Raw genomic sequence first — 26,333 nt, 5'->3', positions numbered from 1 at the left:
AATCTCACGTCCCAAGAAGAAGTTTCTTGCCCGCTCTCGAAATCCAGGAGCCTTCGTTTTCACGCGGCTCGACACCACTGGTCTTCAGAAGCTTATAGGAATCTGCGTACCAGCGGCTGTCCGGATAGTTGTGGCCGAGAACGGCGGCTGCCGTCTGCGCCTCCGGAACGATGCCCATGGCGTAGTAGGCTTCGACCAGGCGTGCCAGCGCCTCTTCGATCTGATTCGTGGTCGGATATTTCTCGACGACGATACGGAAGCGGGCGATGGCCGCAAGGTAATCCTTGCGCTCGAGATAGTAGCGGCCGACCTGCATCTCCTTGCCGGCGAGCTGGTCGCGGGCAAAACGGATCTTGGCCTGTGCGTCGCTGACATATTGCGAGTTCGGATAGGTGCTGACGAGCTTGGTCATCGCCTCGATCGTCTGCTGCGCGGCGCGCTGATCCTGCGTTACGTCGACGATCTGCTTGGCATAGGACGCACCGACGAGATACTGAACGTAATCGGCATCTTCGGAGCCGGGATACTGCTTGAGGTAGCTGTTGCCCGCCTGGACCGCATCATCATATTGACCGGTGCGATATTTGACAAAAGTGCTCATCACAAGTGCCTTGCGCGCCCATTCGGAGAAGGGCTGCTGCTTGTTGATGGCATCGAACTTCTTGCCGGCTTCCGTCATATTGCCGGCCTTGATGTTGGCCAGGCCCTGATTGTAGAGGGTTTCCGGTGGATCGGTCTCGACACCTAGCTTGGTGATGTCGATATCCTTGTCCGTATTACAACCCGTTACCACCGCACCGGTACCGGCCAGGAGAAGCGATACGAGCAAAGCCCGTGCTGTAATCTTCATGCTTTCAGACCCTGCAAAACCCATCGGATGACTTGTCCCACTAGCCGTTATTGCGGAAACGGCGTTCTCTCGCTGGCGTTTCTAGCCGCAAAAGCACCATCAGGGCAACGCAATGATGATGCATTAACGCATTTTTGTGGCAAAGACTGCACGATGACAGGCTTTAACCGCTGTATTGACAAGGGATTTCCTTTCCAACCCGCTCGAACGCGACGCTCCGACCAGCTTTGAAAGCACCACCGACGAATCTCCGTCAAAAAAAGAGCCGCCCCCTTTCGGGAGCGGCGACTTGGCCACCTGGGTTTCTGGAGGTCACGCAGACCAGGGGGCGAATTCGGGAGCATTGACGGCGACGAACTCGCGGCTATGCGCGCGCTGGCGCGGTGCGGAAGTCTCGACGACATCGTAGGCCGAGGGGTCGCTCAGCAATGCCTTCAGCGCATTCGCATTCATGCGGTGACCGCCGCGATAGGAGCGGTAGCAGCCGATGAACTGGGCGCCGGCCAGCGCCAGATCGCCAACGGCATCCAAAGCCTTGTGACGGACGAATTCGTCCTTGGCGTAGCGCAAGCCTTCGACGTTGATCACCGTGTTGTCGTCCGAGATGACAACGGAATTATCGAGAGAGGAGCCAAGCGCATGGCCCGAAGCCCACAGACGCTCGACATCGCGCATGAAGCCGAAGGTGCGCGCGCGCGACAGCTCGGTCTTGAAGGTCTTGGCGGTCAGATCGCCTTCCCACTTCTGGCGGCCGATCAGCGGGCATTCGAAGTCGATCTCGACTTCGAAACGCGTGCCGTCATAGGGCCGGAACTCGCACCAGGAACCGCCGGCTTCGATCCGCACCGGCTTGGTCACGCGAATATAGCGGCGCTTGACGCCGAGGGAGACGGTACCGACCTGCTCGATCGCTTCGATAAACGGATAGGCACTGCCGTCCATGATCGGCATTTCCGCACCGGAAACTTCAACGATGACGTTGTCCAGGCCAATCGCGTAGATCGCCGCCATGACATGCTCGACCGTCGCGACGGAACGCGCCGGCGAGAAGCCGAGAACTGTGCAAAGATCGGTGTTGCCAACCTGCGAAGAAACGGCGCGCAGCTCCGTCACGTCGCCATTGTCATGCATGCGCTGGAAGATGACACCCGTGCCGGCCTCGGCTGGATAGAGCGTAATCGACACATTGGCGCCGGAATGAACGCCGATACCCGAAAGTGTCACAGGGCTTGCAATGGTGGTCTGAAAACCTAGCAATCCGATTGCCATATAAATTCTGCCTTCGTCTATCTGTCCCAGACCGGGCGGTCATCTTTGGATCCTGCCCTCATTGCTGGTTCAGTCTGTTACCCACGCCGCGAAATCCACATGCAAGGATTGCCGAATGCGATTCCGCTAGCTCGCTTGCTACCTAAATACGCGCGAGGGCACCGCATTCCAAATCACTGTTTCTTTCGCTTTGTTACGAAACCAGATCATTGAATTTGTTGGGTAATCTTTGAATTAAAGCAAGCCCGAAAATAAGGAAATCCGGGACCGCTAAGTCCCGGATTCGATAAACATGGTTAGTATCCTATTAAAAGGATGCTTTATACCGGATCAGTTCGATTGCCGGCGCAGGAAGGCCGGGATTTCGAGCTGGTCGTCTTCCTGGCTTGCCATGCGCGCCTGCGGAACCTGACGGCCCTGATCATCGAGCTGGCCACGACGCGGTGCGTAGAGGCTTGCTTCCGGCGACAGCGGACGGCGCTGCTGCGAAGCGGCACTCGGAGCGGAAGCCGTCATGTCGTTGAAAGCCGGGTCCTCGTCGCGGCGGCCGAGCGAATTGGTGATTCGCTTCAGCAAGCCCATCGGACCACGCTCTTCCGTTGCCTGAGTAGCGACCGGCTGGGCACGATGTTCCATCTCGGCCTTAACGACCGGAGGGAAATCCTCGACTTTCGGCATACGGACCTGCTCCGGAGCCTGTCGGATGATCGGCTCCTGGCGCACCGGCTGCTGCATCTGCATGGGCGCCGGCTGATGCTGCATCGCGGGCTGCTGATGCATAACCGGGGCCGGCTGCGGCTGAAGCGGAGCCTGGCGTACCGGCTGTGCCTCAGGCGCTGCGAAGATGCGGCTCTGCGGACGGAAGCTCTCCTCCTGAGCAACCGGCTGCTGCTGCATGACCGGCTGCTGCTGGCGGGTCATCTGGATTTCCAGTTCACGCTCCATTTCGGCTTCCGCCATGCGAATGGTCTGCGCGACAGGATCGACGGCGGCCTTCGGTGCCTGCGCGACATGGGCAGGCTGAGCTGCGGCCGCTGCCGGAGCAACGGCCGCGGAGGGACGGACAGCCGGCTTTGCGACCGGACGGAATTCCATAGCCTTGTCGGCCGCTTCGTTGATCGCGCGATCGATGCCGGTCGCGACAACAGAAACGCGGATGATGCCTTCGAGCGATTCGTCGAACGTGGCGCCGAGAATGATGTTGGCGTCCGGATCGACTTCTTCGCGGATGCGGGTCGCAGCTTCGTCGACTTCGAAGAGGGTGAGGTCACGACCGCCGGTGATCGAGATCAGCAGGCCCTGCGCGCCCTTCATCGAGGTTTCGTCGAGCAGCGGGTTGGCGATGGCAGCCTCAGCAGCCTGCATTGCGCGGCCCTGACCGGAAGCCTCGCCCGTGCCCATCATGGCGCGGCCCATTTCGCGCATGACCGAACGGACGTCGGCGAAGTCGAGGTTGATGAGACCTTCCTTCACCATCAGGTCGGTGATGCAGGCAACGCCCGAATAGAGAACCTGGTCGGCCATCGAGAAGGCGTCCGCGAACGTCGTCTTGTCGTTGGCGATGCGGAACAGGTTCTGATTCGGAATGACGATCAGCGTGTCGACCGACTTCTGCAGTTCCTGGATGCCCATTTCGGCAAGCCGCATGCGGCGGCCGCCTTCGAAATGGAACGGCTTTGTGACGACGCCGACGGTCAGGATGCCCTTGTTACGGGCGGCCTGTGCGACAACCGGCGCAGCACCCGTGCCCGTGCCGCCGCCCATGCCGGCGGTGACGAAGCACATATGGGTACCGTTCAGGTGATCGATGATTTCGTCGATGCACTCTTCGGCAGCCGCGCGGCCGACTTCCGGCTGCGAACCGGCGCCGAGGCCTTCGGTGACATTGACGCCGAGCTGGATGATCCGCTCCGCCTTTGTCATCGTCAAAGCCTGTGCGTCCGTATTGGCGACGACGAAATCGACGCCCTGCAAGCCCGCCGTGATCATGTTGTTGACGGCATTGCCGCCACCACCACCGACACCGAACACGGTGATCCGCGGCTTCAGCTCGGTGATATCTGGCTTATGCAGCTTGATAGTCATGGTACCCGTTCCTTCTCTCTATGGCCGCATCGCCACGCCGGCCAATTCACTATATTTCACTTGCCTGACCCCTGCCCGGAAAGCGCTTGCCGCGATCCGGGATCAGGCACTCAAAAACTCTCCTTCAGCCATTGGCCGACGCGGCCGATACGGCTGTTGTTACCCCCAAGCGACGAGAGCAGCCCGCTGCCCGCCGCATGTGTCTCCATGTCCGCGACCTGCGGATAGATCATCAGTCCCACCGCCGTCGAAAAGGCAGGCCCCTTGGCCGCAGTCGGCAGGCCGGATACGCCCATCGGACGGCCGATGCGGACGTTGCGGGCAAGAATACGCCGCGCTACCTCCGGCAGACCGGTCAACTGGCTGGCTCCGCCCGTGAGCACGACACGCTTGCCGACGATCGGGCTGAAACCGGAACGCTGAATGCGATCCCTGATCAGCTCCAGCGTTTCCTCGATGCGCGCCTTGACGATGCGCGACACCAGGGCCTTTGGCACCTGCGTCGGCTGGTCGCGTTCATCCTCGCCGATCGGCGGGATGGAAATCAGTTCGCGCTCTTCCGAAGAATTCGCCAGCGCCGAGGCGTGGACCACCTTCAGCCGTTCGGCATCCTCGATGCGGGTCGAAAGGCCGCGTGCAAGGTCGGTGGTGACATGATGGCCGCCGAGGCTGACGGCATCCGTGTGCACCAGCTTGCCTTCGGCAAAGACCGAGATCGTCGTCGTGCCGCCGCCCATGTCGATTGCGGCGCAACCGAGTTCGACTTCATCATCGACGAGAGCGGCAAGACCGCTGGCATAGGGCGTTGCCACCATGCCCTCGACCGAAAGATGCGCCCGGTTGATGCAGAGTTCGAGGTTGCGAAGGGCCGCACGCTCCGCCGTAACCACATGCATATCGACGCCCAGCGCATCGCCGAACATCGCCAGGGGATCGCGGATGCCGCGTTCGCCATCGAGCGAGTAGCCGGTTGCCAGCGAGTGCAGTACGGCGCGCTCCTGACGGAGCGACTGCTGGCAGGCGGCCGCAAGCACCTTCTTCAGATCGTTTGCCTCGACTTCCTGACCGCCCAGATCGATGGTGGCGGTGTAGATGTCGCTGCCGAGACGACCGGCGGAAACATTGACGATCAGACTGTCGACGGTAAGGCCTGCCATGCGCTCGGCGGCATCGACGGAGAGACGGACGACATTTTCCAGCGCATCGAGATCGGCAATGACACCGGTCTTGATGCCGCGCGAACGTTGATGGCCGATGCCGATGATCTCGATATTATGCGTCCGGTTCGGCAGAACCTGGCTTTCCTCGCGCGGCGTCAGCCGTCCGATCATGCAAACGACTTTGGTCGAGCCAATGTCGAGGACGGATACGATATGCGACCGCTTGGAGGACAGCGGCTTCAGGCGCGGCAGACCGAAATGGGACGAACTGAATAAGCTCATGTATCCTGCCCTGCTTTCTTCAAAGCCTTGGTTCTTGCATCCAACGCGGCCTGGCGGCGAAGCGCTGCGTCCGGGGTCAATTCAATGGCGGTGCGATCGTCGAGACGAAGATCGACGGCAGCAATATCGCGCTGCAGAAGGTTCTCGTCCTTGTCGAGCTTGGTCAGCCGGGCGAGCGCGCCGTCGATATTATCTTCCGGCAATTTGATGATCACACCATTGTCGAGATAGAGATCCCAACGGCGGCCGGCGACGCGCACGAATGCCTTCACATGGCTGCGAACATCGGGCCAGTTGGCAAACTCGTCGTCGATGGACGCCGCAGCCGTTTCGGCATCGCGGCCGACAAAAAGCGGCAGCTTGGCGAATTTGTTGTCGCGGAGCGGCGCGATCACGCTGCCATCCTTCTGGATCAGCGACAGCTCGGAGCCGTGCTGCCAGATGGCATAAGCCTTGCGCTCCGAGAGCTTCACTTCGACCGTCTTCGGATAGACCTTGCGGACTTCAACGTTCTGAACCCAGGGCAGGCTCGCAATCTTCTGGCGCGCCGCATCGGCGTCGAGCGCTACCAGCGACGTCGTGCCGTCGAGACCGAGAAGCTGCAGGATTTCGATTTCCGACGTCTGATCGTTGCCGGAAACCTTCACGTCTTCGATGGCAAAGCCGGCAGCCGACGTCGTCGCCTGGGCGACATCCTGCGTATGACCGCCGATCGACATGCCGTAAAGGCCCGTCGCAGCAAAAAGAGCCAGCGCCGAAACCGTACCCGTATGGGCCGGGATGTTGACGCGTCCAGAGCCGAGGCTCACAAGGAAACGCACGGCACGACGCAGCGGCCGCGGCAATACGAACGCATCTTCGACATCGTCGATCGCGAGCGGGACACGGTGGCGGGACCGCCTGATATTTTTGACCGTCAGCGCAAACAAGACGCGTCCTCCACCATCCACCGGAGAAATTCGCCAAAGGAGTAGCCGGCGTGAGCGGCCATTTCGGGCACCAGCGAGGTAGGCGTCATGCCTGGTTGGGTATTGATTTCCAACCAGATAAGCTCGCCCTCTTCGGAAAAGCGATCGTCATAACGGAAGTCAGATCGACTGACGCCACGGCAACCGATAGCTTGATGCGCCCTTAACGCCAATGTTTGTATCTTTTGGTAAAGATTCGGTGAAATTCTGGCCGGGATGACGTGTTTTGATCCACCCTCCGCATATTTGGAATCATAGTCATAGAAGCTATGTCCCTGCGGCACGATCTCGGTTACGCCAAGCGCCGTATCGCCCATGACACCGCAGGTCAGCTCGCGTCCGTAGATGTAGCGCTCGATCAAAACCTCGTCACCGTAACGCCATTCGGAAGAGGTAATAATCTGCGGCGGATGCGTTTGATCTTCGTTGACGATCACGACACCGAAGCTCGAACCTTCACGCACCGGCTTTACGACATAAGGCGGCCGCATCGGATGCTCGCCGGTAATGGCGAAGCGGTTCATCACCCGCGAATCGGCCACAGGAATGCCAGCGCCGTCAGCCACCCTCTTGGCCCGAGCCTTGTCCATGGCGAGCGCCGAGGCCAATACGCCGGAATGAGTGTAAGGGATCTGCAGATATTCAAGTATGCCCTGGATTGTGCCGTCTTCGCCGAACGGGCCATGCAGAGCATTGAAAACGACATCGGGCTTCAGATCGGCAAGACGGGCAGAGACATCGCGCTCCACATCGATACGCGTGACTTGAAAGCCTTCGGCCTCGAGGGCATCAGCGCATGCTTTTCCCGAAGAAAGGCTAACCGGCCTCTCCGAGGAAAATCCGCCCATAAGGACAGCCACATGCTTGCCACCCATCAATACCCCCAATTCACTATCCTAATCGACGTCTGCTCGATGTGCTGGGCAGCGATTCTCGCGACGTCTTGTTGGCTCCATTAGAACAACATTAAGGTTAATGAAGCGTTTACTTTCGTTAACTTCTGACCGGTCTCGCAGAGATCAATTTTCTCGAATCAAATCGACTTGAAGAATTCTGCCATTAGAATCATGGAGTTGCTATGTTTGAATATCCACTTTTAGAAATTTTTAAACAAATAGCCTTGCGCCGGGGTCTCCTTTGCAGGGCTTCGTAAGCCTTATTACGCCGCTAAATCAGCGCGATCGCCGACGACGCCTGCCAGAATGGCGAACGATGATCCTTCCGCTCCTGAATCAATGATTGAGCCAAAGGATTGGCCCACCCCGTGTCGGTTTCTTGCTTCTTAGACGTTTGCGCCGAACAAAAATTGCGCTAAGGACACCCCTTGCCGCTAAGGCAACCTTAGCATCATCTAAATTGGTGGGACCATGACTGACGCGATATCTCCTTTATCGCCGACACCCTCGTCATCGAACAGCGTTGTTGCGAATTCCCCGGCACGCGTTCTGATCGCGAGCCTTATCGGTACGACAATCGAATTTTTCGACTTCTACGTTTACGCAACGGCGGCTGTTATCGTCTTCCCGAAGCTGTTTTTTCCTGCCAGCGATCCGACCTCAGCGACGCTGCAGTCCTTTGCAACATTCTCGATCGCCTTCTTCGCGCGCCCGATCGGCGCGATGATCTTCGGTCACTTCGGCGACCGAATCGGCCGCAAGGCGACGCTTGTCGCGGCTCTGATGACCATGGGTCTTTCAACCGTCGTGATCGGCATGTTGCCGACCTATGAGTCGATCGGCGTTCTCGCACCGGTATTGTTGGCGCTTTGCCGCCTCGGTCAGGGTCTTGGTCTCGGCGGCGAATGGGGTGGCGCAGTACTGCTTGCGACGGAAAACGCCCCGGAAGGCAAGCGAAGCTGGTACGCGATGTTCCCGCAGCTCGGCGCCCCCATCGGCTTCATCCTGTCGGCCGGCCTCTTTCTGATTCTGCGCGAAAGCATGGCTGATGCGGACTTCCTCAACTATGGTTGGCGCGTCCCCTTCCTGATCAGCATCGTGCTCGTTGCCGTCGGCCTCTATGTCCGTCTGAAAATCACGGAAACCCCAGAATTCCAGCGCGCAATCGAGAAAGAGGAACGCGTTTCGGTTCCGATCGCAGTCATCCTCCGCTCGCACCTTCGCAGCCTGATTCTCGGCACCATTATCGCTGTAGCGACTTTCGTGCTGTTCTACCTGATGACGGCGTTCACCCTGAGCTGGGGCACCAGGCCGCCCGGCAACGGACCGCTGCCAGCAGGTCTCGGCTACTCGCAGGGCCAGTTCCTTGTCGTCCAGCTTGTCGGCGTCGTGTTCTTTGGCCTGATGATCCCGCTTTCCGGCCTGTTGTCGGATCGTTATTCGCGCCGGCTGGTTCTGATCCTGACGACGATCGGCATCCTGATCTTCGGCTTGTTCTATTCGTCACTGCTGACGGCCGGCCTTGCCGGTGCCTTCGCCTGCTCGATCATTGGCCTGGCCCTGATGGGCTTTACCTACGGCCCGATCGGCGCGGCACTCGCCGCGCCCTTCCCCACTACCGTGCGCTACACCGGTGCGTCGATGACCTTCAATCTTGGCGGCATCGTCGGGGCCTCGCTGGCTCCCTACATCGCCACATGGCTCGCGACGACCTACGGCCTGGTTTATGTAGGCTACTATCTGGCGGGCGCCGCACTGCTCTCGCTGATCGGCATCCTGCTCTCAGGCAATGACGAAGTCTGAAGATTTCGCGATAACCGATTGAAAAGGCCGGGTGAAAACCCGGCCTTTTTGTTGAATCATTTTATGAAGTTTGAGCCGATTGCAGCGCAAACCTACTCCGTGGTGACCCCCTGGAAGGGGCGAACTTCCCGGCCGGGCATGAAGCAGCCGAGGCGCTTGATTTCCCATTCCAGCTTGATGCCGGACTTCTCGAAAACCTCGCGGCGCACCTGCTCGCCAAGATATTCGAGATCGTAGCCGGTCGCCTGCCCCATATTGATCATGAAGTTACAGTGCAGCGACGACATCTGCGCGCCGCCGATGACGAGGCCGCGGCAACCAGCTTCATCGATCAGCTTCCAGGCGGAATGCCCCTCGGGGTTCTTGAATGTCGAACCGCCGGTCTTTTCGCGAATGGGCTGCACCGTCTCGCGATGCGCTCGCACGGCATCCATCTCGGCCCGAATCTTGGCCCGGTCCTCGGGATATCCCTCGAAAAGAACATGGGTAAAGATCAGATCGTCCGATGCCGTCGAATGCCGATAGGTGTAACCCATCTCGGCGTTGGTCAGCACATGCTTCTTGCCCTTGCGGTCGACGGCATGCACCTCGACGACACGATCACGCGTCTCGGAGCCGTTGGCGCCGGCATTCATACGTGCTGCCCCACCGATGCCGCCCGGAATGCCGTAATAGAAATGAAAGCCGCCGATGCTGTTATCCATGGCCATGGCGGCAACATGCTTATCCGGGCAGATCGCGCCGGCCATGATGCGGTTCTCGCCGGCAAGCTCGACCGAACCGAAGCCCTTCGCCGAAAGACGCAGGACAACGCCGGGAATGCCGCCGTCGCGCACCAGGATGTTCGAGCCGACACCCACCACCGTTAACGGCACTTCGGCGGGCAGAACCTTCAGGAAAGCAATCAGATCGTCCGTATCATGCGGCTGGAACATCAGTTCCGCCAGCCCGCCGGCGCGAAACCATGTGACGCGATCCATCGGCGCGTCCGGCGTCAACCGGCCCCTGATGTCCTTGACGCTGTCGCCGAGCGACGCCAGAAGCTTTTCCCCATTCACCTGTTTCATGCGGACTTACCCGAGAGGCCTTCCAATTCCTTTGGCAATGAAGCTGCCCAATATGTGATGCTGCCAGCCCCCAAGAGAACCACAAAATCACCCGGCCGCGCAATCTCCGCGATCAAGCGGGCAAGATCCTCCTGCGACGGCAGATAACGCGCATCGCGATGGCCGCCTGCCTTGATGCGCGATACCAGAGCCTGCGAATCCGCGCCTTCGATCGGGTCCTCGCCGGCGGCATAGACCGGCGCCAGGAAAATACTGTCGGCGTCGTTGAAGCAGGCGGCGAACTCCTCGAAGAGGCTCGACAGGCGCGTGTAACGATGCGGCTGGTGAACGGCGATGATACGGCCCTGGCAGGCCTCGCGCGCCGCCCTAAGCACGGCCTTGATCTCCACCGGATGATGGCCATAGTCGTCGAAGACCTTCACGCCATTCCATTCGCCTGTGAGCGTGAAGCGACGCTTGACGCCGCCGAAGGAGGCGAGCCCCCTGGCGATCGCCGCATTGGAGATGCCGAGCCGGTTGGCGACAGCGATCGCCGCCGTCGCATTGGAAATATTGTGCCGACCGGGCATCGGCATGACGAGATCCTTGATCTCGAAGACCTTTCCCGTCCGGCGCCTGCGAATTTCGATATCAAACAGCGAGCGCGTGCCATCGATCCGGACATTTTTGAAGCGCACATCTGCCTGCGGATTCTCACCATAGGTGATGACCTTGCGGTCCTCGATGCGCCCGACCAGCGACTGCACTTCCGGATGATCGAGGCACATGACACCGAAACCGTAGAACGGCACATTCTCGACGAACTGCCGGAAGGCGGCACGCACGGCGTCGAAATTGCCATAGTGATCCAGATGCTCCGGATCGATATTGGTAACGACGGCGACGTCGGCGGGCAGCTTCAGGAAGGTGCCGTCCGATTCATCGGCCTCAACCACCATCCACTCGCCCTCGCCCATGCGGGCATTGGTGCCATAGGCGTTGATGATGCCGCCATTGATGACGGTCGGGTCAAGTCCGCCGGCTTCGAGCAGGGTCGCGACCAGCGAGGTGGTGGTCGTCTTGCCATGCGTGCCGCCAATGGCGATGGCGTTGCGGAAGCGCATCAGCTCGGCCAGCATCTCGGCGCGGCGCACCACTGGCAGCAGCTTTTCGCGCGCGGCGACGAGTTCCGGATTGTTCTTTTTGATGGCGGTGGACACGACCACGACTTCCGCGTCGCCGAGATTCTCCGCCTTGTGACCGATATGGACTGCGATGCCCTTGTCGCGCAGCCGCTGCACGTTGGCGCTCTCCGACTGGTCCGACCCCTGCACGCGATGGCCGAGATTGTGCAGCACTTCGGCAATGCCGCTCATCCCGATACCGCCGATACCGATAAAATGCACAAGGCCGATAGCCTTCGGCAGCTTCATACGCCCGCCCCCTTGAATTCCTGAATTGAACGTTTCGCGGCAATAGCCTCAACCATGTCGGCGAGCAAGCTTGCCGCATCCGGTTTGCCGGCCTGTTTGGCCGCAGCCGCCATCTTTGCCAGTTTCTCCGGCATCGTCATCGCGCCGCGCAGGATCGTCGAGAGCTTCTCCGGCGTGAGTTCGGCCTGCGCAATGACCTTGACGCCACCCGTTGCCGCAAGTGCGGCCGCGTTGGCTGCCTGGTCGTGGTCCAGGGCGTAGGGATAGGGCACCAGGATTGCCGGGCGACCGATGACGGCAAGCTCCGATACCGTCGAAGCGCCGGACCGGCAGAGGACGAGATGGGCAGCACCGATGCGCTCGGCCATGTCGGTGAAGAACGGCGCGACATCGGCGCCCATCTCCAATCTCCTGGCGCAGCTATTGACCGTCTCCATATCCTCGGGGCGCACTTGCTGCGTGATCCGCAGGCGCTTGCGCAGCGGCTCCTCCAACAGGCTGATCGCCGTCGGCACCGCTTTGGAGAAATATTGAGCACCCTGGCTGCCGCCGAAGACCACCAGATTGAACGGATCGTCCGGACCGGACGGCACATAGGGCCGCTTCGCTGCTTCGATCACGGCCGGACGCACGGGATTGCCGGTCGTCACCGTCTTTTCCGGAAACGCGCCGCCCTTTTCCAGGAAACCGCCGGCGATCGCCTGGACCCGCGCGGCCAGCGCCTTGTTCGCGCGGCCCATCACAGCGTTCTGCTCATGAATCATCGCCGGCACGCCCATGCGGGTAGCAGCAAGCAGCGGCGGCACGGTCGGATAACCGCCAAAGCCAACGACGCAGTGCGGCTTGATATTGCGGATCAGCTTGCGGGCGGCGCGCATGCCCGTCCACAGCGTCCAAAGCGCCTTTGCGACCTTGATCGGATTCTTCGAACCGATCGTTGCCGACGGCACCACGTGAATTTCATCGGCCGGAAACTTGCCGGCATAGCGTTCCGCGCGGCTGTCGGTGACGAGGTGCACGGAATAACCGCGTTCTCTCAGCTTGTAGGCCAATGCTTCAGCCGGAAATACGTGGCCGCCGGTTCCGCCGGCAGCAAGCAGGATAATACCTTTACTCATGATCTTCGCTCCCGCGAATAACCCCTGCATAGGGCATCTCCCTAATATAGGAAGCCGCCACTTCCGCGTCACTGGAGCGCGTCAAGCTTCCTTCATAGACCCCCATCTTTGCGAAAGCGAACGAAGAATGAGAGTAGTCCGGAAGATGGGAACGAAGCGCAGATAGGTCCAACACGATCACTCCGCCGGCAATCCATGCGTCACGCGAAAGAGGCTGCGGTCCTGCGCCCTCTTTTCCGGCCGATGACGCGTCAGAGCGAGGATGAAGCCCGCCGTCACGCAAATCGCTGTCATCGACGAGCCGCCATAGGAAATCAACGGCAGCGTCATGCCCTTTGCCGGCAGCAATTGCAGGTTCACGCCGACATTGATGATCGACTGAATACCGATCTGCAACACCAGGCCTGCGACGGCAAAGCGGTTGAAATCGTTTTTTTCCTTATAGGCATGCGACAGGCCGCGCAGCACCAGGAAGGCGAAGATGCAGACGAGCACCATGCAGAAGACCACACCGAATTCCTCGGCAGCAACCGAGAAGATGAAGTCGGTATGGGCGTCCGGAATGATGCGCTTGACGATGCCTTCGCCCGGTCCGACGCCGAACCAGTTGCCGTGGATGATCGCTTCCTTGGCGGTATCGACCTGAAACGTATCGCCCTCGCCGGTCAAGAACTTGTCAACGCGAAGCGCCACGTGGGGAAAGACATAATAGGCCGTGACGAAGCCGCCGACGCCGAGGCCGCCGAGCACCCCAATCCAAAGCCAGGGCATACCGGCCATGAAGAACATCCCGCCCCAAACAGCGGTGGTAAGGATCGTCTGCCCCAGGTCAGGCTGGGCCACGAGGAGCGCCGCAACGATGCCGAAGAGGATGATGGCGAAGAGATTGCCCGGAATTTCCGGCTGGCGCGCATGCTCGGCAAACAGCCAGGCGCAGACGACGACGAAGGCCGGTTTCATGAATTCCGACGGCTGGATGGAAAGCGCCGCGATGTTGACCCAGCGCCGCGATCCCTTGACCTCGACGCCGAAGAACAACGCGAACAGCATCATCGCCAGCGAAACAATCAGCAGAATGACCGCTGTGCGGCGCACCTGCCGGGGCGTCATGAAAGAGATGGCGATCATTGTCGCGACGGCCGGAACCAGGAACAGGGCGTGGCGCTTGACGAAGTGGAAGGGTTCGAGGCCGATGCGTTCGGCCACCGCCGGCGATGCCGCGAAGGAGAGCATGAAGCCGATACCGATCAGCAGGACGAATAGTGCCAGGAACACACGGTCGATGGTCCAGAACCATTCGGCCAAGGCCCCACGCTCAACGCGGCTTACCATATCAATTGCCTCCTGTTGCTGAACCGATCAGCATGGTGACGCCTTCGACCGCAGCCACGTGGCTGACGAAGGCATCGCCCCTGACCTCGAAATTCTTGTATTGATCGAAGCTTGCGCAAGCCGGTGACAGCATCACCGCCGCCGTCTCATGTTCGTCCTTGTCCGCATCGGCTGCGGCATGCGCGACCGCGCGCTCCAAAGTGCCCGATATTTCGTAGGGCACCTGCTCTCCGAGCGTCGCTGCGAAGGCCGGTGCCGCTTCGCCGATAAGATAGGCCTTGGCGATGCGCGGAAAGAGCGGCGCCAGCATCGTGATGCCACCCTCTTTCGGCAAACCGCCGGCGATCCAGTAGATGTGATCGTAGCTCGAAAGCGCCGGTGCGGCGGCATCCGCATTGGTCGCCTTGGAATCATTGACGAACACAACGCGGCCGCGCCGGCCGACCGGCTGCATGCGATGCTTGAGGCCGGGGAAAGACTTGAGCCCGGCGCGGATATCGTCAGGCGAAACACCGACCGCCAGACATGCGGCAATCGCTGCCGCGGCGTTCTGCGCGTTGTGACCGCCTCGCAGCGTCTGGATGCCGTTGAGATCGGCAATCTCTGAAGTCGCGCCGGTCGACGCCTGAATGATGCGGCCGCCTTCGGCATAAAGTCCATCGGCCAGCACATGCCGGCGCGAGATGCGGGTCACCTTGCCGCCCGCCCGTTCGACGCGGTCGGCAATCAGCAAAGAATAGCTGTCGTCGACGCCGATGACGGCAACGCCGCTGCCGGCCACCAGCCGTTCCTTGATTTCGGCATAGTGCTGCATCGTGCCGTGCCGATCGAGATGATCGGGTGTCAGATTGAGCAGAATGCCTGCGGAAGGATTGAGGGTCGGCGCGAGATCGATCTGATAGGACGAGCATTCGACGACGTAGTAGCGCTCCGCCTTCGGAGGCTCCAGTGTCAGGATGGCCGTCCCGATATTGCCGCCAAGCTGCGTATCCCTGCCGCTCGATTGCAGGATATGGGCAATTAGTGCCGTCGTCGTCGATTTGCCATTGGTGCCGGTGATGGCGATGAACGGGCAATCCGGCGCATGTGCCCGCCGCTCGCGGACGAAGAGCTCGACGTCGCCGATGACTTCGACACCGGCTGCGTGAGCGAGATCGACAGTCCAGTGCGGCCTCGGATGCGTCAGCGGTACGCCCGGCGACAGCACGAAAGCCGAAAGCCCGTTCCAATCGATCGTTCTGAGATCGGCGACCGGGATCTCTTCGGCCGCCGCCTTCGCCACGCTGTCGGGATTGTCGTCCCAGGCGGTCACCTCGGCGCCACCGGCAACAAGCGCCCGCGCAGTGGCAAAACCCGAGCCGCCGAGGCCGAACAGCGCGACCTTTTTCCCCTTGAGCGTGGTGACAGGGATCATCGCCGCCTCACCGGAGCTTGAGAGTGGAGAGGCCGATCATCGCCAGGATGACCGCAACGATCCAGAAGCGCACCACCACTTGGCTCTCCGTCCAGCCCTTCTTCTCGAAGTGATGGTGGATCGGCGCCATCAGGAAGACGCGGCGGCCGGTCATCTTGAAGAAGCCGACCTGGATGATCACCGAAAGCGCCTCCAGCACGAACAGGCCACCGATAATCGCCATGACGATCTCATGCTTGGTGGCGACCGCCACCGAACCGATCATGCCGCCGAGCGCCAGAGAACCGGTGTCGCCCATGAAAATGGCGGCCGGCGGCGCGTTGAACCAGAGGAAGCCGAGGCCGGCGCCGATGACAGCGCCAAGCACCACGGCCAGTTCGCCCGTACCGGGCACGAAATTGATCGCGAGATAATCGGCAAAGACGAAGTTGCCGGCGAGATAGGAAATGACGCCGAAGGAGGCGGCCGCGATCATGACCGGCACGATGGCAAGCCCGTCAAGGCCGTCGGTCAGGTTCACGGCATTGCCCGCGGCAACGATGACGAAAGCACCGAACAGCACGAAGAACATGCCGAGATTGAGCATGAAATTCTTGAAGAAGGGGAAGGCGATCGATGAACCGAATGTCGAACCGGCAGTACCTGAGGACAGCGCCGTGCTCATCATGAAATAGACGGCAATGGCGGCGATGACGAATTCGATGCCGAGACGGGCGCGACCGGAAAAGCCCTTGTCGCTCTGCTTCGTGACCTTGAGATAATCGTCATAGAAGCCGATGGCGCCGAAGCCCAAGGTAACCAGCAGCGTCGCAACCACGTAGACGCTGGCAAGATCGGCCCACAGCAACGACGACACCACGATCCCGGCCAAAATCATCAGCCCGCCCATGGTCGGCGTACCGGCTTTCTTGAAATGGGTCTGTGGACCATCGGCGCGAATCGGCTGGCCCTTGCCCTGGCGTACACGCAAAGAGGAAATGATTCGTGGCCCGAAAAGGAAGACGATCAATGCCGAAGTGAACAAAGCGCCGCCGGTGCGGAACGTGATGTATCTGAACAGATTGAGAAATCTGAAATGAGTACTGAAAAAATGAACGTGGTCCGACAGTTCGGCAAGCCAAATCAGCATAAGAGCCCTTTCTAAAGCCCCTGATGGGAGTGGGGCTCCGTGTCGGAAAATGCTGGAAACTTGTCAAGCAAAGCTGCCACGATCTTCCCGAATCCTATCCCCAGCGACGATTTCACCATCAAAACGTCGCCAGGGGCGACCGAGTTGAGCACGAATTCCGAGAGCTCCTCCGTATTCTCACGGTATTCGACATGAACACTTTCCGGCAGCGCATCCCTCAACGCCACCATCTCCGGACCTGCCAGCCAGACATGCTCGATGCCGGCCGCCAGCAGCGGACCGGCAAGATTGGCATGCACCCTCTGGGCGTAATCCCCCATTTCCAACATGTCGCCGAGGACGGCGATGCGCCTGCCCGCTCTGACGCCGACACTAGCATCCGGCGAAGATGTCGCCAGCAGCGCAATGGCCGCGCGCATGGATGCCGGGTTGGCGTTGTAACTTTCATCGATCAACGTGAAGTAGCCATTGGCGATCGCGCGCTTGTGGCGCTGACCCCTGCCCTTTTCCGCCTGCAGCGTCGCCAGCGCATCGACTGCCTTGTCGAGATCGGCCTCAACGAGCATCACCGCACCGAGAACGGCCAGCGCGTTTTCCGCGATATGCCGCCCGGGCGCGCCGATCGCAACTTCCATCGTCTCGCCGCCGATCGTCAGCCAGAGCGTCGAATTCTCTTCCGACGCGTTGAATTCCGCGAGCCGCACGTCTGCCTTGGCATGCTGGCCGAAACTGTGCACGTGCTCGACACCGGCGGCCAACGCGGCACGCTCCAGGAACTCGAACTGATCGTTGTCGCGGTTGAGGATGACGTGGCCCCCCGGCACGACGCCGTCGAAAATCTCTGCCTTGGCGGCAGCAATCTCGGTGATGTTCTTGAAGTTGCCGAGATGAGCCGGCGCAATCGTGGTGATGATCGCCACATGCGGCTGCACCATCCTGGTTAGCGGGCGGATCTCCTCCGGATGGTTCATGCCGATTTCGAAAACGCCGAAATCCGTGTCCTGAGGCATGCGTGCCAAACTCAGCGGCACGCCCCAATGATTGTTGAAGGAGGCAACAGAAGCATGCACCTTGCCGGACGGCGAAAGCGTCCGGCGCAGCATTTCTTTCGTAGTGGTTTTGCCGACAGAGCCGGTGACGGCGATAATGCGGGCATGCGTGCGCTGGCGGGCGGCAACGCCGAGCCTGGCGAGCCCGGCCAACACGTCGTCGACGACGATCTTCGGCACGGTCAGCCGGCCCATCGCAGGCAGCCGCGCCTCGCTGATTACGATCAATGCCGCACCGTTCGCCATCGCCAGGTTGGCATAGTCATGACCATCGACGCGATCGCCCTTGATGGCGAAGAATGCCTCGCCCGGCTTGATCGAACGGCTGTCGATGGAAATCCCGGTAACGCCCTCAGGCATCGCTCCAAAGGAGCGGCCCGCAATGGCGGCGATCATGTCTTCAGTTGTCCACAGCCAGCTCAAGACTTTACCTCCTCCAGTGCTTTGCGCAGTTCGGCATGGTCGGAGAAAGGCAGCGTGACGCTGCCAATCGTCTGACCTTCCTCATGCCCCTTGCCCGCGACGATCAGCGTATCGCCGGATTTCAGCATGCCGACCGCCTCGCGGATCGCCTTGGCGCGATCGCCGATCTCGGTGGCGCAGGATGCTGCGGCCATGATCTCGGCGCGGATCGCCGCCGGCTCTTCCGAGCGCGGGTTATCGTCGGTGATCACCACCACATCCGCCAGACGGCAGGCGATTTCGCCCATGATCGGCCGCTTGCCGCGATCGCGGTCGCCGCCGCAACCGAAAACGACGATAACGCGGCCAGTGGTGAACGGCCGCACCGAATTCAGCACATTTTCCAATGCATCCGGCTTGTGCGCATAATCGACATAGGCAAGCGCGCCATCATGGGTATGACCGACAAGCTCCAATCGCCCGGAAGCACCAGTGAGCTTTTCGAGCGCCGCCATCGCAACAGGAGCGGCAACGCCGGTGGACATGGCAAGGCCCGCAGCAACGAGCGCATTAGCGACCTGGAAATCGCCGGCAAGCGGAATATGAATCTCGAAAATATCGTCGCCCACATGCACTTCCGCGATCTGTTTATGACGGAAATGCTCGACGCGCTTCAACGCCAGGAAATCGCCCTTGCGCCCGACGGTGCGTATGTCCTGCCCGGCGTCGCGCGCAGCAGCGATCGCCTGCTGTGACCATGCATCGTCGGCAAAGATCACCGCCGGCGAGCCTTTCGGCAGCAAATCCCTGAACAGCCGCATTTTGGCGGCCATGTAGTCCTCGACCGTCGGATGATAGTCCATATGGTCGCGGCTAAGATTGGTGAAGGCGGCGGCGGCAAGCCTGACGCCATCGAGGCGGAATTGGTCGAGGCCGTGACTGGAGGCTTCCATCGCCGCATGGGTGACGCCCTCCTCCGCAAGCTCGGCGAGCAACTGGTGCAGCGACACCGGATCGGGCGTCGTCAGCGAACCGTAGTCGTTGCGTGTCGGGGATATGACGCCGGTCGTTCCGATCATCGCCGCCGGATGGCCCGCATGCGCCCAAATCTGACGGGTAAAGGACGCGACCGAGGTTTTGCCGGCGGTGCCTGTGACGGCGACCATGGTCTGAGGCTGCCTGCCATAAAAGCGCGAAGCAGCGACGGCGAGGAACCGGCGCGGCTCCGCAACGGTCAACAACGGTACGCCGGAGGCGACAGCGCCCTGGCCGGCGACAACCACAGACGCACCACGCGCAACAGCATCGGCAATGAAACTTGCGCCGTCAGCCTTCGTGCCGGCGACAGCTACGAAAGCCATGCCGGGTGCCACCTTACGGCTATCGGCGGAAAGGCCTGTTATCTCAAGATCACCAAATGCCCCGCCGATTTGTTCGTTGAGTTCCGGAAACGCATTTCCGGCAATATCCCGCAAGTTCATCGAATATACTTTTCGTTCTTGATCAGTCCGCCCCTCGCGAATCGACCCGTGTATTCTTTCACGCTTAATAAGACACCAGCAAGGCGGAGTTATCGTTTCCGAAACTGGGCTGTATTCCAAGGATGGGCGCTGCCCGGGCGATGATGTCGCGAGCGATCGGCGCGGCCGTGTATGCCGAAATCGTACCGCCATGTTCACCGGTCTTCGGCTCGTCGCAGAAGGTCATGATGACATATTGCGGATTGTCGATCGGGAAGGCAGCCAGGAAGGTGTTGAAATTCAGCGTGTGCGAGTAGCGGCCGTTGACGACCTTGTCGGCCGTGCCGGTTTTACTGCCGACGTCGTAGCCGGGCACGCGGGCGGCGCGGCCGGATCCCTTGGAGCCGTTGAAATCGAGCAGGAAGCGGATGTCGTCGCTGGTGCTCTTCTTGACGACGGTCTTGGCGATCGCATCGGCCTGCTCGCGGGTGCGCGGCAAGAAAGTCGGCTCGATCAGCTTACCGCCATTGACGAGGGCCGCACCGGCGACAGCCGTCTGTAGCGGCGTTGTGGAGACACCATGGCCGAAGGAGATAGTGATCGAGTTAATCTTCTTCCATACATGCGGCTGCGTCGGCATCTTCACTTCCGGCAGCTCGGTGCTCAATTTGGTGAGCAGCCCCATCCGCGTCAGAAATTCCTTGTGCGCGTCGATACCGACCAGGTCGGCAATCTTTGCCGTGCCGATGTTGGACGAATATTGGAAGATTTCCGGAACGGTCAGCACACGATGCTGGCCGTGGAAGTCATGAATGGTAAAGCCGCCGATACGGATCGGATTGGTGGCGTCGAAGGCGTCGCGCAGCGTCACTTTGCCGGAATCGAGCGCCATTGCCATCGTGAAGGTCTTGAAGGTCGATCCCATTTCGAACGTGCCGTTCGTCATTCGGTTGAGCCAGCCTTCGGCAGCCCCTTCGTTCGGATAGTTCGGATCGAAGTCGGGCGCCGACGCCATGGCGAGCACTTCGCCGGTATGGGCGTCGAGCACCGCCGCACCCGCACCCTTTGCCTGAAAATTATTGACCGCGTTCACGACTGCGTCGTGGACGATGTCCTGCACACGCAAATCGATCGACAGCTTCACCGGCTGCAGCGGCTGGTCATTGGTCATGCCGGCAGCCGCGAGATCGGCAAGCCCCTGGTCGTCGATGTATTTCTCCATGCCGGCAACGCCGCGGTTGTCGATATTGACGTAGCCGAGAATATGGGCGGCGGTCGAACCGCCGGGGTAGAAGCGGCGCTTTTCCGGGCGGAAACCGATGCCGGGAATGCCGAGCGCCAGAATCTGGCTCTGCTGCTTCGGCGTCAACTGGCGGCGAAGCCAGGCGAAATGCGAGGTTTTGACGGCAAGCTTCTTATAGGTGCCCTTGGTATCGAGATCGGGCAGGACCGTGCGCAATTCCTCGACCGCCTCGTCGGGATCGATGACTTTGTTCGGTTCAGCAAACAGCGACACCGTGCGGATATCGGTCGCAAGCAGGGCGCCATTGCGGTCAACGATATCGGGGCGGGATGCCATCAGCCGGTCCGGCGGCAGAATGCTCGACGTCGTATCCGGCGGCGTCATGGCGAATTGGGCAAGACGGCCACCGATAATGCAGTAGACGACGGTAAAGCTTGCGACCAACAAAACGACACGGCTCTTGGCCTGATTGGACTTGCGTTTGCGGGCACCTTCGAATGTCGAACTGCCGCCGTCGTTCGGGCGGTTATTGCCGTCGGTGGAGAAATGCGCCTTGCTTTTCAAGACCATGATGCGCGAAAGAAAAGACATCACTCGTCCACCGATCCCGTTGCGATATTGTCGACTTCTTGTTTTTTGCGCTTCAGCAGCGATGGCGCTTTGGCGACCGGACGCGGCGCGGGAGCGGCGGCGACATCGGCAATCGCCTTCCTGATTTCCGCATCCGTCGTGTCGCCGTTCTTTGATGCTGCAGCGGCCTTCACCTTGCCGCTAGCCGTTTTGGCGCCGCCATCCTTCGAGACATCCTTTGCATCGGCAACCGTTTCCGGCGGAAGCTGCGATCGGAGCATCGGCAATTCGCTTGGCTGCACGATCGCCGTCGACAGCGTCGGCTGCAACTTGAGTTCGTTGCTGTAATTGTTGACCAATCGTTCCAAGCGGTTCGGCTGCACCACCAGCGCCCAATCCGCCTTCAGAAGCTCGATCGTGTCCTTCTCCAGCTTGATCTCCGATTCGAGGCGATGAACCTCCTCGAGTTTCACCTCGGCACGATGCTTGATGGTGTAGGTAACGGTGGCCATCGCTGTCATGACGCCAATCAGAACGATGTCAAAAGTCTTCAGCATATCAACCTCCGAGCTTTTCGAGACTGGCGAGATTGGGCAGATCGAAGATCGAGAGATCGGCGGCTTCAGCCGGCGCCGTGGTGCGAAGACCGGCGCGCAACTTGGCCGAACGCGCCCGCGGATTGGCCTCCGCTTCCGCATCGCTAGCGGAAATCATCGGCTTACCAATCGGATCGAAGGTCGCCAGCCGCTCGTGCATCATGGGCATATGGCGGGAGCCGGCAGCGCGGCCGGAGCGATCGGCGAAGAACTTCTTGACGATCCGGTCTTCCAGGGAATGGAAGGTGACGACAACCAGGCGCCCGCCCGGCTTCAGCACCCGCTCGGCGGCAAACAGCGCTTGAGCCAACTCGCCAAGCTCGTCGTTGACGAAGATGCGCAGCGCCTGGAAGACACGGGTCGCGGGATGAATCTTGTCCTTGGCCTTTCGCGGCGTAACGACTTCGATCAGCCCGGCGAGATCGCGGGTCGTGACGAACAGTGATTCTGCGCGGCGCTTTTCGATTGCATGCGCAATGCGCGGCGCCTGCTTCTCCTCACCGAGGAAGGCGAAGATGCGAATGAGATCGGCGAGTTTGGCGCGATTGACGACATCGGCCGCCGATACGCCGCTTGCCGACATACGCATGTCGAGCGGACCGTTCTTGTTGAACGAGAAGCCGCGCTCGGCTTCATCGAGCTGCATGGATGAGACGCCGATATCGAGCACGACACCATCGAGCCCGCCCTGCGGCGCATGGTCGGCAAGCTTGGAAAACTGCGAATGAACGAGAGAAAGGTGGCCAGCATGCGCCGCAACCATTGCCTGTCCCGCCGCGATCGCCGTCGGATCACGGTCTAGCGCGATCACGTCCGCACCGTCAGCCAGAATAGCAGAGGTATAACCACCCGCACCGAACGTGCCGTCTAGAATGAGCCTGCCGGGAGCTGGCGCTAACGCGTCAAGCACCTCCGCAAGAAGAACCGGAATGTGACGAACCGGTCCGCCACCGGCATCAGTCGAGCCTCCGCCAGGATTCGCCGCCATTCCGTTTCCCCGTTCTACTCCGAGCGCCGGCCCGCCAGCTTGCGCCCCTCTCGTGCCTGCGCCTGCAAGGCCTGAAAGGCCTCCGGCTGCCATAATTGAAAATGATCTGCCCGCCCGACGAAGGTCACCTCGTTGGCGATACCGGTGAAGCCGCGGATAAAATCCGTGACCATCAGTCGCCCTTCCGCATCGAGCTTCATAAAGACCCCGCCCCCGTGAATGAGGAGCGACATCTCGTTCGCCGCCGGCGAAAAAGGATCGTCCGCCGCAATCTGCCGCTCGAACCGATCGAGCAGATCGAGACCACCGACGCTGATCGCCGGAAACACAAAATCCTGGAAACAATATAGCTCCTGGATATTGCGCTCCGCCAGCACGGACCGAAATGCCGCCGGCACGGATACCCGGCCCTTGGCATCGATCCTGTTGGTTGCATTCGATAGGAAGCGGTTCATGACGCGAAACACCCGTTTCCCATGACATACGGGCGATCATTCGCCCGCAGGCATAGCCAAAATCGGACACAGCTTCGCAAGCCGAAAGAGAGAATACCCTTCCGACACCCCCAACAATGGAGGGATCATGGCTTTGCGATGAATGGGCGCTGATTTGCCCTTGTGCAGTGTGCTTTTGGGATACCATGGGACCATTTGGGCGTCAATGGGATGAAGCCACAGAGACGTGGCCACAGCCTGAATATTCATAACCCGTTAAGTTTAACGAAAGGTTAGGATCGCCCTGAACCGAGGAGGCAAAGCGGATTGTTTTCACAGACGAAAACGCTCCCTCCGACACGCTTGGGAGGTTGAAAAACTAAGCTTTTGGCGGTCTAGGAAATTGTTTGCACAGGGGCGAACGATGGCCGCCGGGATCAGCGAAGGAAAATTTGCCAGTTGGCCTGTAAGCCGGGTTCTGTATGGCTCCGGCCGAGACCGGAACGTGGCAGCCATTCATCTGGGACGACGCTTGCGCGCCGCCTCGTGCAACCCACCCGGATGACCGGCCCGGAAACGGGCTGGACCGCTTTCGCGATCCGCGTCATCCCTATTCGGTTTTGCTCCCGGTGGGGTTTACCGTGCCGCCGCTGTTGCCAGAGACGCGGTGGGCTCTTACCCCACCCTTTCACCCTTACCCGATCCGAGGACCAGGCGGTTTGCTTTCTGTGGCACTTTCCCTGAGGTTGCCCCCGCCGGACGTTATCCGGCACCGTGTTTCCGTGGAGCCCGGACTTTCCTCACCCCACCGCCTTTCGGCATTGGTGAGGCGCGGCTGCCCGGCCAACTAGCAGCGCTCCATTAGCCGAGAGCGCCGGCAATTGCCATCGAAATATGCGGCTTTATCCCGCTTCGGACCTAAGCGCGGAAATGTGCAGAGAAATCCGTGTGGTAGCCGTCGTCGTTGATTCGACCTTGGAGCAGGAGTTCTGCACCGAGCCTGCCGATCTCGTCCGAACTCTTTCCCGCCGTGCCGCAGCCGCCGGTCAGCACCGCAATGCGCGGCGACGAAGTGTAGCCGATCATGGGATACTTTGTCGGAGAATAGGAAACGGCACAGGAATTGGTGAAGGCCGACGGCCCCGTCAGGCTGGGAACCAACTCATGGATGATCCGCGTCAGGTGATCGCGGGCCTTATCGCGGCCAGCAGTTCGAAACCACTTGCGCAGATCCGCCTCGTTTTCGAATTGCAGATCGTCCGGATCGCCGCCGATCTTGATGTAGTATTTTCCATCGGGATAGCGGATTGGTGGCAGCAGATAGACACTGTCAATATCGTCAGGCTTCGAGCATATCAGCGACGGCATGGCCGAAAGCGCCTCGGCCTCCGCGTTGCTCACCTCGAAGAAAGCGACCGTGCGACCATAAACCTTCATCTCAACCGGCTGGGATAACAGACTCTCGGCAATGGAGAAACCGCCGGCGGCGAGCAGGACTTTCTCCGCGCGGAACGTCTCGCCTTCCGCCGTCGTGACGACCGCCAAGCCACCTTCGTCTCGGATCGAGACAGCAGTCTGCTTGATGATGCGAGCCCCGGCTTTCTCGGCCAGCAACGACTGCGCCTTCACCAGCCGCCGCGGGCTGATATGTCCGGCCCCGTCCGGCTCGTAGACGCCCTCGCTACTATCAGCAAAGGAGAAGAAGGGGAATTTCGCCTTCAGCCCTGCATCGTCCAGAAGTTCAGTCCGGACGCCGAGCCGAGCCGCAGCATCGACAACATTACCGACATAGGCATCTCTGCCGCCCCGTTTCGGACCCACCACAAGGCAACCGACTGGAGCATAGAACTGGATACCGCTATCGCGCTCGATCTCGGCATAGCGGGCGATCGAGCGATTAGCGAGCCGAGCCCAATCGGCGTCGGGATCGATGGTGCGGGTGATCCGGCCTTCGTCGTAATGACTGCCGAAAACGCCCTGATGGTTCGCGCGATCCTCCGGCTCATCCGGGCCGATAACGGCGACACCGTCCGCCTGTTTGGCCAAGTGGCGGGCGGCAGCCGCCCCCATCATTCCCCGACCGATGACGATGAACCTGAAATCCGCTGCCATGTCATATCCCTCGCAAATGATCGCAAATTCGATAACATGGAAAGCGGCTTCGCCCTACCCCGCAGTCCTCTCAAAAGCTCCGGTTAATCAAGGAGCGCCAGCACCTTGCCGCAATATTGCTGCGAGACAGGATTCATGCGCGTCGCCGCGTGGCCGGCATTGTATTTGAGGATGGTATTGCAAGTCGGCCCGCCGCCAAGTTCCTGCGCCGCGGCAAGGTATTTCATGCCGAACTTGATGTTCGTCTCGGGGTCGTAGAGCCCCTTGGCTGTGCCCGAATAACCCATAAGCCTCGCGGTCGCAGGTTTGATCTGCATCAGGCCGATCTCGCCGGCGCTGCCGCGCCGTTTTGGATTGAAATTGCTTTCGATCTGCACGACCGCGGTCGCCAATTCGACCGGCACGCCGTTCTGCTTGGCGTATTTTGCAATCAACGCCGAATAAGGATTTTGGGTCGTAGAGGAATTTTCCGCATCACGCAATTCGGGTGGGACACCCGGCATCGGATAGCCGGTCGTACGCGTGATGATCTGCAAAGGAAGGGTCTTGGTTTTTTCGCCGTGCGGGTCGGCAAAGGCGCAATCATATCCTGTCAGCAGCACGCTCAGGCATGCCGCCGCCGCAACGATCAGATTTTTCATGTAGTCTTTTGTCTCCGAGCGCGGGACCGTGGACAGCACTAAGCCATCAGTCC

Annotated in this window: 21 protein-coding genes and 1 other RNA gene; 1 reads left to right on the top strand and 21 read right to left on the bottom strand. The window is 60.4% G+C overall.

The genetic code is table 11. The features are described 5' to 3' along the window. Positions 1-4: 4 nt before the first annotated feature. The 6 genes from QDY28_RS01585 to QDY28_RS01560 all read right to left on the bottom strand — a co-directional run bounded on the left by QDY28_RS01585 (position 5) and on the right by QDY28_RS01560 (position 7,489). Positions 5-874, bottom strand: a complete 870-nt coding sequence (locus QDY28_RS01585; protein ID WP_331379953.1) for an outer membrane protein assembly factor BamD — start codon at positions 872-874, stop codon at positions 5-7. Positions 875-1,162: 288 nt separating this feature from the next. Continuing rightward, the gene (lpxC, locus tag QDY28_RS01580) at positions 1,163-2,119 is read right to left on the bottom strand and encodes a UDP-3-O-acyl-N-acetylglucosamine deacetylase (RefSeq protein ID WP_331379952.1); all 957 of its coding nucleotides are present in this window, start codon (positions 2,117-2,119) and stop codon (positions 1,163-1,165) included. 330 nt (positions 2,120-2,449) lie between these two features. Beyond that, positions 2,450-4,204: a cell division protein FtsZ gene (ftsZ, locus tag QDY28_RS01575; RefSeq protein WP_331379951.1), complete on the bottom strand. Its 1,755-nt coding sequence runs from the start codon at positions 4,202-4,204 to the stop codon at positions 2,450-2,452. 110 nt (positions 4,205-4,314) lie between these two features. Beyond that, complete coding sequence (gene ftsA, locus QDY28_RS01570; RefSeq protein WP_028752387.1) at positions 4,315-5,646, bottom strand: cell division protein FtsA; 1,332 nt, start codon at positions 5,644-5,646, stop codon at positions 4,315-4,317. After that, entirely contained in the window at positions 5,643-6,575 is a 933-nt protein-coding gene (locus QDY28_RS01565; RefSeq protein WP_442967463.1) for a cell division protein FtsQ/DivIB, read from the bottom strand. Before QDY28_RS01565 ends, ftsA begins: the two co-directional genes overlap by 4 nt. Beyond that, on the bottom strand, positions 6,563-7,489 hold the full coding sequence (locus tag QDY28_RS01560) for a D-alanine--D-alanine ligase (protein WP_331379950.1): 927 nt from the start codon (positions 7,487-7,489) through the stop codon (positions 6,563-6,565). The genes QDY28_RS01565 and QDY28_RS01560 overlap by 13 nt, the downstream gene beginning before the upstream one ends. A 492-nt stretch (positions 7,490-7,981) precedes the next feature. Here QDY28_RS01560 and QDY28_RS01555 point away from each other — a divergent pair, with 492 nt between their 5' ends. Beyond that, complete coding sequence (locus tag QDY28_RS01555; RefSeq protein ID WP_331379949.1) at positions 7,982-9,313, top strand: MFS transporter; 1,332 nt, start codon at positions 7,982-7,984, stop codon at positions 9,311-9,313. A gap of 92 nt (positions 9,314-9,405) precedes the next feature. Here the strand turns inward: QDY28_RS01555 and murB are convergent, their stop codons facing one another. From murB to QDY28_RS01480, 15 genes are all read right to left on the bottom strand, one after another. Then, positions 9,406-10,380: a UDP-N-acetylmuramate dehydrogenase gene (gene murB / locus QDY28_RS01550; protein ID WP_331379948.1), complete on the bottom strand. Its 975-nt coding sequence runs from the start codon at positions 10,378-10,380 to the stop codon at positions 9,406-9,408. After that, entirely contained in the window at positions 10,377-11,792 is a 1,416-nt protein-coding gene (gene murC / locus QDY28_RS01545) for a UDP-N-acetylmuramate--L-alanine ligase (RefSeq protein WP_331379947.1), read from the bottom strand. The genes murB and murC overlap by 4 nt, the downstream gene beginning before the upstream one ends. Then, positions 11,789-12,910, bottom strand: coding sequence for an undecaprenyldiphospho-muramoylpentapeptide beta-N-acetylglucosaminyltransferase (murG, locus tag QDY28_RS01540; RefSeq protein WP_331379946.1), 1,122 nt, complete (start codon positions 12,908-12,910; stop codon positions 11,789-11,791). Before murG ends, murC begins: the two co-directional genes overlap by 4 nt. Before the next feature lie 177 nt (positions 12,911-13,087). Continuing rightward, positions 13,088-14,242, bottom strand: a complete 1,155-nt coding sequence (gene ftsW, locus QDY28_RS01535) for a putative lipid II flippase FtsW (RefSeq protein ID WP_331379945.1) — start codon at positions 14,240-14,242, stop codon at positions 13,088-13,090. A gap of 1 nt (position 14,243) precedes the next feature. Then, positions 14,244-15,656: a UDP-N-acetylmuramoyl-L-alanine--D-glutamate ligase gene (gene murD / locus QDY28_RS01530; protein ID WP_331379944.1), complete on the bottom strand. Its 1,413-nt coding sequence runs from the start codon at positions 15,654-15,656 to the stop codon at positions 14,244-14,246. Between the two features lie 7 nt (positions 15,657-15,663). After that, positions 15,664-16,785 carry a phospho-N-acetylmuramoyl-pentapeptide-transferase gene (gene mraY, locus QDY28_RS01525; protein WP_331379943.1) on the bottom strand — a complete coding sequence of 374 codons (1,122 nt, stop codon included), beginning with the start codon at positions 16,783-16,785 and terminating at the stop codon, positions 15,664-15,666. Between the two features lie 11 nt (positions 16,786-16,796). After that, complete coding sequence (locus tag QDY28_RS01520) at positions 16,797-18,257, bottom strand: UDP-N-acetylmuramoylalanyl-D-glutamyl-2,6-diaminopimelate--D-alanyl-D-alanine ligase (RefSeq protein WP_331379942.1); 1,461 nt, start codon at positions 18,255-18,257, stop codon at positions 16,797-16,799. Then, positions 18,254-19,717 carry a UDP-N-acetylmuramoyl-L-alanyl-D-glutamate--2,6-diaminopimelate ligase gene (locus tag QDY28_RS01515; protein ID WP_331379941.1) on the bottom strand — a complete coding sequence of 488 codons (1,464 nt, stop codon included), beginning with the start codon at positions 19,715-19,717 and terminating at the stop codon, positions 18,254-18,256. The genes QDY28_RS01520 and QDY28_RS01515 overlap by 4 nt, the downstream gene beginning before the upstream one ends. A gap of 64 nt (positions 19,718-19,781) precedes the next feature. Beyond that, positions 19,782-21,530: a peptidoglycan D,D-transpeptidase FtsI family protein gene (locus QDY28_RS01510; RefSeq protein ID WP_331379940.1), complete on the bottom strand. Its 1,749-nt coding sequence runs from the start codon at positions 21,528-21,530 to the stop codon at positions 19,782-19,784. Beyond that, positions 21,530-22,066 carry a cell division protein FtsL gene (gene ftsL / locus QDY28_RS01505; protein ID WP_331379939.1) on the bottom strand — a complete coding sequence of 179 codons (537 nt, stop codon included), beginning with the start codon at positions 22,064-22,066 and terminating at the stop codon, positions 21,530-21,532. The genes QDY28_RS01510 and ftsL overlap by 1 nt, the downstream gene beginning before the upstream one ends. 1 nt (position 22,067) lies before the next feature. Continuing rightward, positions 22,068-23,093 carry a 16S rRNA (cytosine(1402)-N(4))-methyltransferase RsmH gene (rsmH, locus tag QDY28_RS01500; protein ID WP_331379938.1) on the bottom strand — a complete coding sequence of 342 codons (1,026 nt, stop codon included), beginning with the start codon at positions 23,091-23,093 and terminating at the stop codon, positions 22,068-22,070. A gap of 14 nt (positions 23,094-23,107) precedes the next feature. Further along, positions 23,108-23,548: a division/cell wall cluster transcriptional repressor MraZ gene (gene mraZ / locus QDY28_RS01495; RefSeq protein ID WP_331379937.1), complete on the bottom strand. Its 441-nt coding sequence runs from the start codon at positions 23,546-23,548 to the stop codon at positions 23,108-23,110. A 430-nt stretch (positions 23,549-23,978) separates the two neighbouring features. Then, positions 23,979-24,378: RNase P RNA component class A (gene rnpB, locus QDY28_RS01490), an RNA gene on the bottom strand. A gap of 67 nt (positions 24,379-24,445) precedes the next feature. Continuing rightward, positions 24,446-25,639 (bottom strand): NAD(P)/FAD-dependent oxidoreductase, encoded by a 1,194-nt coding sequence (locus tag QDY28_RS01485; protein ID WP_331379936.1) that lies wholly within the window; start codon positions 25,637-25,639, stop codon positions 24,446-24,448. Between the two features lie 83 nt (positions 25,640-25,722). Then, positions 25,723-26,280, bottom strand: a complete 558-nt coding sequence (locus QDY28_RS01480; protein WP_331379935.1) for a lytic transglycosylase domain-containing protein — start codon at positions 26,278-26,280, stop codon at positions 25,723-25,725. Positions 26,281-26,333 lie beyond the last annotated feature (53 nt).

The sequence above is a fragment of the Rhizobium sp. BR 362 genome, from assembly GCF_036528765.1.
Lineage (GTDB): Bacteria > Pseudomonadota > Alphaproteobacteria > Rhizobiales > Rhizobiaceae > Rhizobium.
The sequence above is the reverse complement of the archived record's forward strand: the minus strand, read 5'-3'. Positions and strand labels throughout refer to the sequence as shown.

Coding starts and splice junctions, on each gene's coding strand:
- QDY28_RS01585 (WP_331379953.1), bottom strand. CDS start 874: ATGGGTTTTGCAGGGTCTGAAAGCATGAAGATTACAGCACGGGCTTTG.
- lpxC (WP_331379952.1), bottom strand. CDS start 2,119: ATGGCAATCGGATTGCTAGGTTTTCAGACCACCATTGCAAGCCCTGTG.
- ftsZ (WP_331379951.1), bottom strand. CDS start 4,204: ATGACTATCAAGCTGCATAAGCCAGATATCACCGAGCTGAAGCCGCGG.
- ftsA (WP_028752387.1), bottom strand. CDS start 5,646: ATGAGCTTATTCAGTTCGTCCCATTTCGGTCTGCCGCGCCTGAAGCCG.
- QDY28_RS01560 (WP_331379950.1), bottom strand. CDS start 7,489: ATGGGTGGCAAGCATGTGGCTGTCCTTATGGGCGGATTTTCCTCGGAG.
- QDY28_RS01555 (WP_331379949.1), top strand. CDS start 7,982: ATGACTGACGCGATATCTCCTTTATCGCCGACACCCTCGTCATCGAAC.
- murB (WP_331379948.1), bottom strand. CDS start 10,380: ATGAAACAGGTGAATGGGGAAAAGCTTCTGGCGTCGCTCGGCGACAGC.
- murC (WP_331379947.1), bottom strand. CDS start 11,792: ATGAAGCTGCCGAAGGCTATCGGCCTTGTGCATTTTATCGGTATCGGC.
- murG (WP_331379946.1), bottom strand. CDS start 12,910: ATGAGTAAAGGTATTATCCTGCTTGCTGCCGGCGGAACCGGCGGCCAC.
- ftsW (WP_331379945.1), bottom strand. CDS start 14,242: ATGGTAAGCCGCGTTGAGCGTGGGGCCTTGGCCGAATGGTTCTGGACC.
- murD (WP_331379944.1), bottom strand. CDS start 15,656: ATGATCCCTGTCACCACGCTCAAGGGGAAAAAGGTCGCGCTGTTCGGC.
- mraY (WP_331379943.1), bottom strand. CDS start 16,785: ATGCTGATTTGGCTTGCCGAACTGTCGGACCACGTTCATTTTTTCAGT.
- QDY28_RS01515 (WP_331379941.1), bottom strand. CDS start 19,717: ATGAACTTGCGGGATATTGCCGGAAATGCGTTTCCGGAACTCAACGAA.
- QDY28_RS01510 (WP_331379940.1), bottom strand. CDS start 21,530: ATGTCTTTTCTTTCGCGCATCATGGTCTTGAAAAGCAAGGCGCATTTC.
- ftsL (WP_331379939.1), bottom strand. CDS start 22,066: ATGCTGAAGACTTTTGACATCGTTCTGATTGGCGTCATGACAGCGATG.
- rsmH (WP_331379938.1), bottom strand. CDS start 23,093: ATGGCGGCGAATCCTGGCGGAGGCTCGACTGATGCCGGTGGCGGACCG.
- mraZ (WP_331379937.1), bottom strand. CDS start 23,548: ATGAACCGCTTCCTATCGAATGCAACCAACAGGATCGATGCCAAGGGC.
- QDY28_RS01485 (WP_331379936.1), bottom strand. CDS start 25,639: ATGGCAGCGGATTTCAGGTTCATCGTCATCGGTCGGGGAATGATGGGG.
- QDY28_RS01480 (WP_331379935.1), bottom strand. CDS start 26,280: ATGAAAAATCTGATCGTTGCGGCGGCGGCATGCCTGAGCGTGCTGCTG.